The organism is Mycobacterium sp. SMC-18 (genome assembly GCF_045310895.1).
GTDB lineage: Bacteria > Actinomycetota > Actinomycetes > Mycobacteriales > Mycobacteriaceae > Mycobacterium.
The window spans coordinates 1-13,545 of record NZ_JBJIAL010000070.1; the positions used below are offsets into that span (position 1 = coordinate 1).

A 13,545-nucleotide genomic window follows, 5' to 3' on the forward strand; every position below is an offset into this window, starting at 1 on the left:
TGATCATCCTCGGGAAGGTGCGCCCACTTTCAGGCCGCCTCCTCGGGCCTCATCCACAGGTATTGATCATTGCTCCGAATGCCTTGCTCGGACCATATGCCACCATATTCGGACCACCCACCAGGCCGGCACCGGAGCCGAAGATGACAATGCCGCCCGTACCTCGTTCGACCATACGCGGCGCGAACTGATGACACAGCTGCATCAAGGTCACGCAATTACGTTGCACCAATGACTCTGACACTTCGATCGGTGTCTCCAGAAACGGTCTGAAGGTGGGATCGGCGCCAGCGCAGTACGCGAGGAAACCGATCTGCAGATCATGGGTCGCATCCGCGATTGCACGGGAGGCTTCGGGCGCAGAGAGGTCGACGACCAGCGTGCGCGTCTGCACCCCAGTCCGATCCGCGATGCCGCGAGCCACTTCATCCAACGCCGACTGCCGCCGGGCCACCAACACCACATTGAGCCCACGCTCAGCCAACGCCTCAGCGAAAGCCGCTCCGACACCGTCAGAGGCACCGGCTACAAGTGCCCACGGACCGTACTTCGATTCAAAGGTCATGACTCGCCAATTCTCTTGTACCGCTGGCATTGAAGGTCCGCACAATCGGGCAGACGCGAGTTACATGTGTACGACGGAACGACCGGCCACCGACCCTCCACCACATGTCACCATCGTGGCTACCAGTGCGATTGGCGCCAAATCGGCTTCCTCTTACAGATAACAATGCGAACTTGGCGAGCAGCGGGAGCACATGGCCCTCGCTGTCAGACAATCGATAGCTCTGAGCGCTAGGCGGCTGGCCATGGCACTGTTCCGGTGCGCCCTTAACCCGATGTTCAAAAGCTACAGGATTTCTTGACTCAAGCGGCAGCGCGTGTAGTCGTAATGACCTATGCGGCCGATCTCGAGAATGCATAGAGGCATCGCATTGCGGAAACGAAGTCCCCGGGCGCGATCGTGAGTTTGTTTTGATGTCAGTCAAACTGGGGCAAGGCCGCCGACAACCGCCGCGCGATCTCGCCGTACCGTTCGAAGCGGTCTGACCCGCCGAGGGCGTTGTAGAGCACGATGCGGGTGGCGACGCCGTCATATTTGGCAACGAGCTTGTCCGCCAGCTCATCCCAGGTGGATTCAGTGGCGAACGCGGCGATGTGGTCGTCGGTGATCTGCGCCATCATGCCTGCCATGTCGCCGGCTTTCTGCTTCTCCCGCAGGCGCGCGGTGGTGCCCTCGAAACCGGCCTCGTCCCAGATGAAGGCGTAGTTCGGGGTGCTGCCGTAGAAGCTCATGCTGGCCCGCACGAATTCACGCTCGTTGTGGCGTTCTTCGTCGGTGTCGCCGACAATCGTCATCGCCGGGATGATCGTGTCGATGTCAGCGGGGGAGCGACCCGCCTTCTCGGCACCGGCGGCGACATTGGGCAGTACGTGGCGGGCGATGTAGCCCGGCTCGCCGAGTGGGTGGATGTGCACGCCGTCGGCCACCTCGCCGGCCATGCGCAGCATCCACGGATTCACCGCCGCGATATCGACTTTGGGATCGGGGGCGTCGATGGGGCCGGGGCTCCATTGTGGGGTGATGAAGTCCAGGTCGTAGAAGTCGCCGTGATGGTCGAGCTTGCCGGTCCGGAACGCGGTGAAGCACGCTTTCACGGCGCGTACGTAGTCGCGCAGCCGTGGTCCAGGCTGTTCGAAGGGCATGCCGTAGCGACGCACCACGTGCGTGCGTACCTGGGTGCCGATCCCGAGGCGGAATTTGCCTCCTGTGGCTTCCTGCAGTTCCCACGCTGATGCCGCGGTGATGAAGGGACTTCGCGGGAAAGCTACTGCGACACCGGTGGACAGTTCGAGCCCGGGCGCAGCCTGGGATGCAACCGCTGCGCTCAGATAGGCGGTCCGGCCGGTCTCGGTCAGCAGGAGGCCGGAGAAACCGGCGGCCTGCGTGCGCTGGGCAAGTGCGCCCATCTGAGTCAAAGGCTGCGGAACGGTCATCACGTCGACGTGCACACTGGGAGCCTACGCGTTGGATGTTCGCGGCGGTGGGAAGTGCCGAGCGCCAATCTCCTTGTCGCGCAGTTCTGCCCGCACCCCCGGCATTTCGACCCGCAAGTGATGGCACCTCACCATAGGACCGATCACATCTCATTTATGACAGTTCCGGTGGTCTTGATGGTGACACTTCTGTCCCGAGGGTCGCCTCGAACGGGTCTCGTTCACGGCGTCGTTGGCGCGCATCGTCCACGAGTCGGGCGTGTGGCGCGTACTTGAGTCGAAGAAGTAGCCCGCTCGGCATGGCGGGCGGTCCGTGGGCGCATCAGATGGACTGTGTAAATCCTCTTAACGGAAGGATCGCAGGACGTGACGACATAAAAGGGCAATGGATGCGGCGCTGATTGCCGCCAGCCCTGCAGTCGAGATGGCCGACGCGCTTCGTGCTTCGGGGCAGTGCATGAACTGCCGGCGCTGATCGATGGCGGTGACCGGTGATGGCGGGCTGCTGCCGAGGTTGATCAAGCTCGTCCTTCAACGTGGGCTGGCGCCGAACTCCCTGCTCACCTTGGGGACGAGAACGGCGAGCTGATCAAGGGGCTGTAACGGCGGCCACTCAAGACGGTGCTCACCACGCCAGCCCGGTACTCTTGGACGTGCCGCGAGACCGCAGCGGTTCGTTGCCCCCGATGCTGGTACCCATCGGCCAGCGTGGTTAAGGTAGGCTCGATGGCATGGCCATCTCTCTATATGCGGTGCGGAATCAATTTGCGGGACATCCGATTTCGGATTTGGCTCGGCGATCGGGACGCAGGCATCGCGAGAGACGATCCCCAGTATCGTCGAAGAGGTCTCCGATGGGGTCCTGGCATGGCAGCGCCGACCGCCGGAATCGTCGTATCCGGTGATCTAGCTCGACGCGATGATCGTGAAGGTCAAAGACGGCGGCCGCACGCCACCAACGCCGCGCCACATCGCTGTGGCCGTCGATATGACCGGGATCAAGCGCGTTCGGGTGATCTGGGTTCAGCCGAACGAAGGCGCTTCGTTTTTCTAGGTGTCGGTATCCGCCGCTTTGGCCAACCGCAGGGTCAAGGATGTGTTGACCGTGCGCTGCGGCGGGCTCATTGGGTTCCCGGACGCGATCGCGACCATGCGGTCACACACCGCGGTGCAGACGTGCGCGGCGAATCTGAGCCGTAACTCGATGCGGTTTTGTGTCGGTGCCCCGGTTGAAAAGCGATTGCATTCCCTATGCTACTCAATGTAGCGTAGGGAAACTAACTGTACGGATTGTGCTGCTCGGACTATGAACATTGACTGTCAGGTAGCCAGCGTTCCGGCACTCTCGTGAGTACTGGTGGATGTCGCTGCTGGCTACGCTGAATACAGCATGTTGCTTCCGGCTTAGTGAGGATTCGCAGGTCTCGAGGCGGGCGTTCGCGTTCGCCAGACACGTCGATGAGTCTCTGCTGGAAGTAACGAGGAGTTTTCGTGCCCGGTTGCGCGACAAGGGAATCCGATTCGGCGCCATCGGTGTGGTGCCCTTACCCGTCTTCGGGATAGCGAGCAGGGCAGTCGGCCCGCGTTCGAGCGCCAGCGATCGTGGTACTTGCCACCAGTGACGAGAAGAGGTCTTTGTGAGCATTTCGAATCCACCGGACGTGCAGCGGTTACCGTCGCACACTCCGACGTGTATGGGCTGTGGACCAGACAATCCGCATGGACTGCACCTTTCGGTCTTCCGCCGAGGGGAGGAGGTGTACGCGGACGTCACATTCGATGAACGGCACGTGGGCGCGCCAGGTCTCGCCCACGGCGGGGCCATCGCCGCCGCGTGCGATGACTTGTTTGGCTTCACGTTGTGGATCGCCGGAACGCCGGCTGTCACACGCAGGCTGACCGTCGAGTACTTGCAGCCGGTTCCGCTGCATGATGCCCATAGGCTCGCCGCGCGTATTACTGAACGCAATGGCCGTGCCATCCACGTCACCGGCGCCGGAATTGGTGCTGACGGCGTCATGCGCTTCACTGCTGAAGCGATCTTCGTAGCAGTGGAAGTAGGGCACTTCGCTGCGCATGGGGACATCAAGGGATTCGGTGAACTATTCGCGGAACTCGTTCGCCGTGCAGACAACGGGGCTCATCAACAGGAAGTGCAGTGAACCTGTTTGCGGCAGGCCGCGTTCGTGCCTTCCGCACCCGATCGCAGACAGCCGTAATCGGTATGAGTTGAAACCATCGATGCGATCGCCTCGTCGTTCTTCTGGCAGCTGCGGCGCTCTAGAGTCCCGATTCGCCGACTATGGGTGGAGACCGAATAACCCGACGCTCATCAAGGCGAAGACAAGAGCTTTCGTCCCGGTTGACCAATTGGTGAGCGGGGTCGGTTCCCGGCTGCGGTGGCGCAGGGCATCGGCGCCAGCCGCAGTCGGATTCTCGTCCACCGGGCACCTTCGGTGCTTCGCCCATCGATTGGTGAGGTCCCAATTGTCAACCTTGGCGACCTGTAGGAATACGCATAGTGTTGTCGGTGGATTGCCGCTGGAGTTCGGTGGGGCACCTCGTGGTCGATCGTATTCGACATCATTCGTGTGATCGCAAAAGCGGACGGTTCCCCAGGCCATGTGTCTGGTGACCCCGTCGCGCACATCGCCTTCGTTGAATTACCTAGTTCGACGGAGCAGAACGAGTCGACCAGCTACATCACCGTGCATCAATCAGCCAGGTAACGCTGCGCGAGAATCTCGGCTAGTCGGCTCGTATGCACAATCACCTCGTCCTTCGACACATCGAGCAGCCCAGAATGCCACGCGGTGATGACTTCGACGAAACCTCCTACGGCAACCAAGGTATCCATGCGGAGCGCTGCCTCGTCTACGTCATTAAGCAAATGGGGTCGGCTTGCCTCCACGACGAGTTGCGTTGCGTCTTGCAGTGCGAGTGCGCGGCGATCCTGAAGTGGAGAACTGCCGACGTGGTGGGCGAGAAGGATGCTGGCTTGGCCTGGATCGGAAGCGATCCGGTCAACCACGATGGCGATCGCCGCGGTAATAGTCTCCATCGCCGGCCGATCGATTCGCTCGTTGAACAGCGTTGAGAGCTCGCCTAGCACCTCACTCCGGACACCGTCCCACGCTGCCACGAGCAAATCGTCGCGGGTCTTGAACTCTTCGTAGAAGTATCGGTCATTGAGCCCGGCGGTTGCGCACACGCCGCGCATGGTTACCGCAGCCCAGCCGTTCTCGGTCCATATTTCAGTCGCCGCCTCGATGAACCTCTGGCGCCGCTCTGCTCGCCGTTCCGCGCCTGTGCGCCCACCCCAGCGCTTGTTTTGAGACCGCACACCACCATCTTGACAAACGGGACAAGCGACCGACAAACTGGTGTCATCCGCCACCAATGGTGGCAGCCGCCACCAAAAGTGAGTTGCGTCGCAATCTCTCTGCGGCCGCTAAATCAAATAGGGAAAGGTCACATGAGATTGTCGTTTCTTGGCCGAACGCCAGGCCGGAGTTATGGAGCCGACGCTGTCGTGACGGGGGCGGGCAGTGGCATCGGGCGCGCCTTTGCTGTAGAGCTCGCGCGTCGCGGTGGCCGGGTGATATGTGCTGACAGAAATCTGAGCACAGCGCGCGCGTCGGCCGAACTGGTGCGCCAGGCAGGCGGCGAAGGCCTCGACATCGAATGCGATGTGACCGAACTTGACCAGGTACAGCAGCTGGCAAAGACAGGTGAGAGTTGGTTCGGAAAGCCCGCCAGCTTGGTGATCAATAACGCCGGAATCGGCGCGGGTGGCAACGTTATCGGTGCAACATCGATAAACGACTGGAATGCCGCGATCTCAGTGAACCTTTGGGGTGTGATCTACGGTTGCGAGACTTTTGTCCCTCGGATGCGCGAGCATCGCCGATGCGGTGTAATCAACGTTGCGTCCGCGGCAAGTTTTGGCGCCGCGCCGCGTATGGGCGCCTACAACGTGAGTAAAGCGGGCGTTTTGGCTCTATCAGAGACATTAGCAGCCGAACTTTCTGGTACCGATGTCAATGTCACCGTGCTTTGTCCGACATTTGTGAAAACCAACATCGTAGATAATCCTCAGATCCAAGAGTCTGCTGCCAGACTCGCGGGCACGCTGATGAAGTGGACCGGCGTATCGCCGGAGTCTGTCGCACGCAAAACACTCGACGCACATGACCGGGGGCAAATCTACGTCGTGCCTCAGATCGATGCAAAAGTGCTGTGGCAGATTAAAAGAACACTACCGAGCACTTTCACACGTGCATTGGGATTGATGGATCAAGTGGCTTCCTGGAAACAGATCGTCTAGAGAAAGCGGGTAAGGAAATGTCTTTCGCATATAGCGATATGCTCGAAACCATAAAAAGTAAGCAATGGGCGCTGGCGGATATCGATTGGGATGCTCCGGGTGCTGAGCTCATCACGGATGAGCAGCGCCCCAAGCTCAAGCAGTTCATGGCTGACGTAGTGTGGATTGAACATGTCGGAGCGCGGGCATTCGCGGCGATGGCACCAAAAGCTCCGTTCGAGGCTCTGGGTGACATTTACCGGTACTTTCACGCTGAAGAGCAGCGCCACGCCAACGTTGAGCTAGCACTCATGCGGCGGTGGGGGATGCTGGAAAAGGACGAAAAGCCCGTTCCGAACAAAAATATCCGGCTGGTGATTGAATGGCTAGATCGATATGCTGAAGCTCTACCATTAACGGTGATTGGTGCCGCGATTCCCGCTCTGGAAACCGCCCTCGACGGAGCTTTGCTCAAATTTCTATTGGACGAGGTCGCGGACCCGCTTTGTGCCGAGGTTTTCAATAAAGTGAACAGCGACGAGTCGAGGCATCTAGCCGTAGGTTTTCAGGTCCTCAATGATCTGGGTGCCAGCCCGATGCGAGTCCACGCAATCCAAACAGCTGGCGCGCTGATTGATCCAAGAATCCTGGCTGGCGGGTTACTCTATGTACCTCTCCTAACGCGAATGCTGATGAATCTCAATGCCATGGGCTTGTCGGAAGAAAAACTATACAACGCCGTAACACGTTACGCGAATGTCGGTGATCGCAGTGAACACACTCGGAGGGTTCCCGGATATCACATTCTGAAGGCTCACATGTCGTCTTCGATTAAACGCTCCCAACCCCTGCATTTCATATCACAGCGCCTGGGCGACGCAATCGATGTTTTCCCCGTTCGAGTTCTAGGTCGACCACCTTCATGGACTGACGAGCTGACTTATGAGCCGGTAGCGAAATGACAGAAGTAAAGACCACTCTAATAATTGGCGCCGGATTCGCTGGTATCGGCACGGCTGTTCGGCTGATTCAGGAGGGCATGGACGAATTCGTTATATTGGAGCGTTCCGATAGTATCGGAGGAACCTGGCGGGATAACAGCTACCCCGGAGCGGCTTGCGACATTCCTTCATTGCTCTATTCTTACTCCTTTGAACAGAACCCTTCCTGGTCGCAAGCGTACTCGGGTAGCGCCGAGATACTGCAATATATTGAACGAATCGTAGCAAAGTATGATCTTACTCGATTCATCAAATTTAGTTCTGAAGTGAGTTCGATTGAATTCGATGAAGAAAGCGCTACCTGGGTTGCTGACACACGGGATGGCCGGCGATACGTGGGTCGGTCGATCGTCATTGCGAGTGGGCCACTTGCGAATGTGAGTCTCCCGGACATCAGGGGTATTGATTCATACGAAGGCAAAAAGATGCACAGCGCTCGCTGGGATCACGCCTATGACTTTTCAGGCAAACGTGTTGCCGTGGTCGGAACAGGTGCGAGTGCAGTCCAGATTGTGCCAGAATTGGTAAAATGCGCTAAATCAGTCAAGGTCTTTCAGCGAACGCCCGGTTGGGTTCTACCAAGGCCGAATTTCACGCACCCGGGCTGGTTGCGATCCATGTTCCGTCGTTCGTCTTCACTCGAACAAGCTGGGCGACAGATATGGTTTTGGGCGCACGAGGTCATGGCTGTCGGCATGGTGTGGGATACGGCTGCAACGACAGTCATCGAAATAGCGGCGAAATCTAATCTGCGTCGGCAGGTGAAGGACAGCTGGCTTCGACGGCAGTTGACCCCTAACTTCAGGCCGGGGTGCAAACGGATGCTGATGACCAGCGAGTACTACCCAGCCCTGCAAGCTAGTAATTGCAAGCTCATTAGTTGGCCAATTGCTACTCTGGCTCCTAACGGTATTCGGACAGCCGATGGTGTCGAGCATGAGGTCGACTGTATAGTTTTTGCAACCGGATTTGATGTCTGTAAGCAAGGCACACCCTTCCCGGTGCGAGGTCTAAACGGGCGAAAGCTAGACGATGAATGGTCTCGGGGAACGTATGCCTATAAAAGTGTGAACGTCGCCGGCTATCCGAACCTATTCTTCACTTTTGGACCGAATTCCGGTCCTGGCCATAATTCAGCTCTTATCTATATGGAAGCGGCCATCGACTACATCGTCAAGGCGATCAAAGTGCTCCAAGCTCAAGGTGTGCGCACTCTAGATGTTCGAAATGACCGGCAAAGTGCCTACCACGCGGACATCCAACGTCGTCTTAAGCGGACGACTTGGAATTCAGGATGCACAAGTTGGTACCTAACCGAGGACGGCTACAACGGTACGATGTATCCGGGTTTTGCCACCCAATTCAGAAGAGAACTCTCTCAATTCGACATGCATGACTATATCGTCACTGGCAATGACGGATAGAAGCCGATCATTCGGCGCTTCTCAAAAAGCGTCGGATGACAATGCCCATAGATCAGTCTTAGGAAGCGATGAATTTATATGCAGGTCTTCGATAGTGAGATAATAATCGTGGGAGCGGGCTTCTCGGGTATCGGCACCGCGATCAGCCTGCAAAAGGCGGGATTTTCCGACTTCTTAATCGTAGATGAAGCCGGCGGTGTAGGTGGCACTTGGCATTGGAACACTTATCCCGGTATCGCGGTGGATATTCCGTCGTATAGCTATCAATTTTCCTACGAAAAACGGGCTGATTGGTCGCGAACATATGCACACGGAAATGAGCTCAAAGACTATGCGGTCGAGTGTGTAGAGAAGTATGGGCTTGCCGAAAAAATTCGCTTCAATACGACCATTATTGAAGCTTGTTATGATGAGTCTGTAAATCTATGGCAATTGCTGACTGCGGCTGGGGAGAAGCTAGCCGCACGTTTCGTCATCAACTGTTCAGGTGTTTTGAGTCGCCCGAAATGGCCGGAGATACCGGGCGTTGCAAGCTTTGCTGGTGTCACCCTGCACACCGCTCGATGGGATCATTCTAAGGACGTCGCGGGCAAGAGAGTGGCAGTCATCGGCACGGGAGCTTCAGCGGTACAGCTGATTCCTGAAGTCGCCAAAACTGCGGCAAGTTTGACGGTGTTTCAACGTACGCCCATCTATTGTTTGCCTAAGCCGGATTTTCGGGTACCTAGGTGGGCTCGCGCTGCATTACGCCATTTTCCGGGCGTGCAGTTTGCCACGCGCATAGGTAGTCAAGCATTTGTCGAGCTGACGTTTCCAATCGCGGCTCACTTTCACACTATTCTTCCCATGTCGACCGCGATGGAGGACCTCGCGAAGCGCTATATGCGCAATCAAGTAGATGACCCATGCACGAGGGAAAGTCTTATTCCAAAATATGCTCTCGGATGTAAGAGGCCTAGCTTCCACAATTCATATCTAACGACTTACAATAGACGCAATGTTTCGCTCGAAACGGATGGAATCTCATACATAGATGGCCAATCAATTCACACGATCAACGGTGAAACCTATCCGATTGATGTTCTAATACTCGCGACGGGTTTCAAGGTGATGGAGCCGGGCAACATGCCGACATATACGCTTAAAGGCCTCGGTGGACTCGAACAGGCGGCTTGGTGGGGCGAGCACCGCCTCCAGGCTTTTGAGGGCGTGAGCGTCCCGGGATTTCCGAATCATTTCAACATCTTTGGTCCATATGGTTACAACGGTTCTTCTTATTTCGCCTTAATCGAAGCGCAGAGTCGGCACATTGTCCGATGCCTTAGGCATGCCCGCGCGTCGGGATCGAATTATATAGAGGTCACTGATGAGGCCAATGATCGGTATTTTGCTGATGTGCTCCGGCGACGCCACCGACAAGTTTTCTGGCAACCCACCTGTTCGGCGGCAAATAGTTACTATTTCGACCAACATGGAGATGTGCCGCTCCGCCCGTCGACGACACTCGAGACATCTCTGCGTAGCCGAACCTTTCCATTGTCTAGTTACCGATTTGACAGGCGAGGGTCGGTGGCCTCGTCGTGACGGATATGAAGGCGCCGGACTGGCGGCCCAGCATCGCGAGCTACTTGCTCGCTCTCTCGTCTCAGATTACGATTCGCCCGCTGGCCAGAGTTCTCCCTCCGAATGCCTATGGGATTGCTGTCTTGGATCGAGTGCTGCGTATGGCACTTGCCACCTCGTGGCCACGCCGTGGGGTGACAGTCGAACAGGTGGATGCCCAGTTTGCTGGAAGTCGGATTTGCGGGGAATGGGTCACATCGTCCGCTGTTGATCCTCACGCACCGCCTGTGCTCTATATTCACGGCGGCGCCTATTCGATGTGTTCTCCAGGTACGCATCGCGGACTTCTCGGTGAGCTGGCCTCAGCTAGCGGTCGGCCGATCTTCGCCGTCAAGTACCGACTAGCGCCGCGCTACCCGTACCCGGCCGCAGCTGACGACGCATTGAATGCGTACCGCTGGCTTGCGCATCGGTCGAGTTCATCTGGAGGGCGAGATTCTGTGGCTTTGGCTGGAGATTCCGCAGGAGGGCAGCTCTCGATGGCGACTGCGCTAAGCGCGCGAGACGAGATGCTGCCAGTCCCGGATTCGTTGCTCCTGATGTCCCCGGTGCTGGACCTCAGCTGCAAACTAGCGCGAGCACGCGAAGTCCGGCGCTCAGACCCTTTCGCGTCTGCACGGTCGGCGGCACGGGCGCTCCAGTTGTACGTAGCTGGGGCAGATCCCAGCGATCCTCGAGTTAGCGTGCTTACTGCCGACCTTTGCGGCATGCCACCGACCTTGATTCAAGTCGGTGGTCGAGAAATGCTGATCGATGATTCGCGGACGCTCGGAAAGTATCTTCGAGCCGACGGCTCATCGGTCGAAATCCAGGTGTATCGAGGACAAATTCACGTTTTCCAGGCCATGTTCAGAGTTTTGCCCGAGGCGCGCGAAGCGATTGAATGTGCAGGTAGATTCCTCAAAGAAGCTGCGTCGAAATGAAAAGCGCCGAACTAGTGATTTGATGTAAATTTCAGTAACCTTTTGGTCTCTGTCGAAATATGGTGAAGGTTTCTTTCTAAACGGCATGGATGCGATCCGGTGCAGATTGTGGTGGGTGTCGGCGTTGCTGGTGTAGCTATGCCTCGTTCCTCGGAAAGTGTCGGTTGCGAGAGTTTGCCACCGTGGATTAGCCGGGCATGTCTGTAACTTTTGTCGGAATAACGCCTAATCTCGTGGCGGTCAGCGATATGGCATCAGTGCTACTACGCGATGCCAAATACATCGGTAGATCGCGGTCCCATTGTTGCGGAAAACTGACGCACGACGATGAGTCTCGCTATGCAAAGGTTTGAGGCAACTATTGCCGTGGTCAGCTTGGGCACTCTGTGCCCAGTCGGCGCCGCGCACCGAGCGGTGAAATTTCGGCGCACGCAGGCCGGTATCGACGTTCATGTAACGGATCCTGACTCGGAAACCAGGCGAGCGTGGGCACTTCTTGCTGGAGCGTCAGCTGGTTGGTCTGAAGTCCAGCCTGGCGGTGTCAGTCGAACGGCATGTGACGAGGCCGAGATTCAGCCGCCGCTGACGACAAAATATCATATCTGTCTAGATATTGACATTTACATCCAATATGTAAAAACTGGTGGCGAGTGCGGTCAAGGTACGCCGTGACTGGGAGGAGCTGTTGTGAACCCGCTTGTTGAGCCTGTGATTGAAGCCAGAAGGAGTCTGTCGTCCGTCCTGCTTGCGCCAGCGCCGAGTGTCGTTGACGAGAGTTGGCGTCGATGGAGCCGAGGCTGGCCGGTCTGTGAACTCGCTGTTGTGCCACCCGGAAGTGGCTTGAAACCGGTGCTCGGCGATCCAGGCCTGCCTCTTGTCGGTCATACGCTCGACTACATCCGATTCGGATCGGATTTCAGCCGAGAGCGCTACGACCGTCTGGGTTCTGTGTCGTGGATGGGCGCGTTCGGCACCAAGTTGGTCGTCATCGCCGGTCCGGAGGCCACCCGGCAGGCCTTCACGAGCGAAGCCAAGGCATTTTCTCAGGATGGCTGGTCCTTTTTGATCGACTCCTTCTTTCATCGCGGTTTGATGCTCATGAGCTTTGATGAGCACTTGATGCACCGGCGCATCATGCAGGAGGCGTTTACGCGTCCGCGCCTGACCGGATATGTCGAGCAAATGACCCCACGCGTTCGCTCAGCAGTACCCGCGTGGCCGACGGGCTCGTCGGCTCGAATCTATCCACTGCTGAAGGAACTCACCCTCGATGTAGCCACCGACGTTTTCATGGGTGGCCGCGGCAAGGAGGAGAGTGATGCTGTCAACAAGGCGTTCGTCGCTGCGGTGCGTGCAGCGAGCTCCCTTGTGCGTGTTCCGCTTCCGGGAACTAGATTCCGCGCCGGCGTGCGAGGCCGGCGCGTCTTGGAGGATTACTTTTTCAGGCATCTGCCGGCCGCGCGAGCCGGTGAAACGGACGATCTGTTCGCTGCTCTTTGTCAAGCCACCACCGAAGACGGGGAGCGGTTCTCCGACGAGGATGTGGTGAGTCACATGATCTTCTTGATGATGGCGGCTCACGACACATCGACGATCACCACTACTGCGGTCGCCTATTTCCTCGCCAAGAATCCGGTGTGGCAGGAGGCAGCGGCGGCGGAAGCCGAGTCCGTCGGTGACGGGTTACCAGACATCGAGGCCCTAGAGAAGATGGCGGTTATCGATCTCGTGATCAAGGAAGCGCTCAGATTGGTTGCGCCTGTTCCGTTGGTGATGCGCAAGACGGTTCGCGATGTAGCCATCGACGGATATCACATCCCAGTGGGCACCGTTTGTGCCATTACAGCTGCGGTGAATCACTTCGATCGAACGATCTGGAGTGATCCTGAGCGGTTCGATCCTTCACGTTTTGACGAGCCTCGGCGCGAAGATCAACACCACCGGTTCGCTTGGGTACCTTTCGGGGGAGGAGCGCATAAGTGTATCGGCATGCAATTCGGAACTCTTGAGGTCAAAGCGATCCTGCACCGGATGCTGCGGTCGTTCATCTGGACGGTTCCGGAGAACTATCAGATCCGGTGGGACAACACCTCGCTTCCTGTTCCGGTCGACGGACTTCCGTTGGAGATGCGACGCCGATGACTGACGATTACAGGCGTTATCTCGAAACCACGGAATTTCTAGATTGGCAACATGAACCATCCCGCGTTTGATGCGCACCTCCTTCCTTGGGAAGGTGCATGTCATGCCGAGCAAGTACGACCCGGAGA

At 57.5% G+C, this 13,545-nt stretch carries 9 protein-coding genes and 2 pseudogenes; 8 read left to right on the forward strand and 3 right to left on the reverse strand.

Translation table 11 applies throughout. The annotated features are described in order from the left end of the window. Positions 1–76: 76 nt before the first annotated feature. Both ACJH6J_RS28980 and ACJH6J_RS28985 read right to left on the reverse strand, forming a co-directional pair. Positions 77–565, reverse strand: a pseudogene (locus ACJH6J_RS28980) (SDR family NAD(P)-dependent oxidoreductase); the annotation flags it as partial. Between the two features lie 416 nt (positions 566–981). Continuing rightward, positions 982–2,013: a TIGR03617 family F420-dependent LLM class oxidoreductase gene (locus ACJH6J_RS28985; protein WP_293021503.1), complete on the reverse strand. Its 1,032-nt coding sequence runs from the start codon at positions 2,011–2,013 to the stop codon at positions 982–984. Positions 2,014–2,383: 370 nt separating this feature from the next. On the opposite strand from ACJH6J_RS28985, the pseudogene ACJH6J_RS28990 reads away from it, so the two are divergent. Beyond that, positions 2,384–3,211: pseudogene (locus ACJH6J_RS28990) on the forward strand (transposase); the annotation flags it as partial. Positions 3,212–3,692: 481 nt separating this feature from the next. Then, entirely contained in the window at positions 3,693–4,160 is a 468-nt protein-coding gene (locus tag ACJH6J_RS28995) for a PaaI family thioesterase (protein WP_293021524.1), read from the forward strand. 551 nt (positions 4,161–4,711) lie between these two features. Here ACJH6J_RS28995 and ACJH6J_RS29000 read toward each other — a convergent pair. Beyond that, positions 4,712–5,341, reverse strand: a complete 630-nt coding sequence (locus ACJH6J_RS29000; protein ID WP_293021507.1) for a TetR/AcrR family transcriptional regulator — start codon at positions 5,339–5,341, stop codon at positions 4,712–4,714. Positions 5,342–5,473: 132 nt separating this feature from the next. On the opposite strand from ACJH6J_RS29000, the gene ACJH6J_RS29005 reads away from it, so the two are divergent. The 6 genes from ACJH6J_RS29005 (at position 5,474) to ACJH6J_RS29030 (ending at position 13,417) form a co-directional block, all read left to right on the forward strand. After that, on the forward strand, positions 5,474–6,325 hold the full coding sequence (locus tag ACJH6J_RS29005) for an SDR family oxidoreductase (protein WP_226519107.1): 852 nt from the start codon (positions 5,474–5,476) through the stop codon (positions 6,323–6,325). 17 nt (positions 6,326–6,342) lie between these two features. Continuing rightward, the gene (locus ACJH6J_RS29010) at positions 6,343–7,266 is read left to right on the forward strand and encodes a ferritin-like domain-containing protein (RefSeq protein ID WP_226519106.1); all 924 of its coding nucleotides are present in this window, start codon (positions 6,343–6,345) and stop codon (positions 7,264–7,266) included. Then, positions 7,263–8,729 carry an NAD(P)/FAD-dependent oxidoreductase gene (locus ACJH6J_RS29015; RefSeq protein ID WP_226519105.1) on the forward strand — a complete coding sequence of 489 codons (1,467 nt, stop codon included), beginning with the start codon at positions 7,263–7,265 and terminating at the stop codon, positions 8,727–8,729. The genes ACJH6J_RS29010 and ACJH6J_RS29015 overlap by 4 nt, the downstream gene beginning before the upstream one ends. A gap of 78 nt (positions 8,730–8,807) precedes the next feature. After that, the gene (locus ACJH6J_RS29020; RefSeq protein ID WP_226519104.1) at positions 8,808–10,313 is read left to right on the forward strand and encodes an NAD(P)/FAD-dependent oxidoreductase; all 1,506 of its coding nucleotides are present in this window, start codon (positions 8,808–8,810) and stop codon (positions 10,311–10,313) included. Positions 10,314–10,318: 5 nt separating this feature from the next. After that, positions 10,319–11,275, forward strand: coding sequence for an alpha/beta hydrolase (locus ACJH6J_RS29025; protein ID WP_406802999.1), 957 nt, complete (start codon positions 10,319–10,321; stop codon positions 11,273–11,275). 687 nt (positions 11,276–11,962) lie between these two features. Continuing rightward, on the forward strand, positions 11,963–13,417 hold the full coding sequence (locus tag ACJH6J_RS29030; protein ID WP_226519102.1) for a cytochrome P450: 1,455 nt from the start codon (positions 11,963–11,965) through the stop codon (positions 13,415–13,417). The last annotated feature ends 128 nt before the right edge of the window (positions 13,418–13,545 follow it).

What these genes read in the sequence shown, in the direction of transcription:
- ACJH6J_RS29010 (WP_226519106.1), top strand. Translation starts at nt 6,343, where the DNA reads ATGTCTTTCGCATATAGCGATATGCTCGAAACCATAAAAAGTAAGCAA.
- ACJH6J_RS28995 (WP_293021524.1), top strand. Translation starts at nt 3,693, where the DNA reads ATGGGCTGTGGACCAGACAATCCGCATGGACTGCACCTTTCGGTCTTC.
- ACJH6J_RS29025 (WP_406802999.1), top strand. Translation starts at nt 10,319, where the DNA reads ATGAAGGCGCCGGACTGGCGGCCCAGCATCGCGAGCTACTTGCTCGCT.
- ACJH6J_RS29015 (WP_226519105.1), top strand. Translation starts at nt 7,263, where the DNA reads ATGACAGAAGTAAAGACCACTCTAATAATTGGCGCCGGATTCGCTGGT.
- ACJH6J_RS29005 (WP_226519107.1), top strand. Translation starts at nt 5,474, where the DNA reads ATGAGATTGTCGTTTCTTGGCCGAACGCCAGGCCGGAGTTATGGAGCC.
- ACJH6J_RS29020 (WP_226519104.1), top strand. Translation starts at nt 8,808, where the DNA reads ATGCAGGTCTTCGATAGTGAGATAATAATCGTGGGAGCGGGCTTCTCG.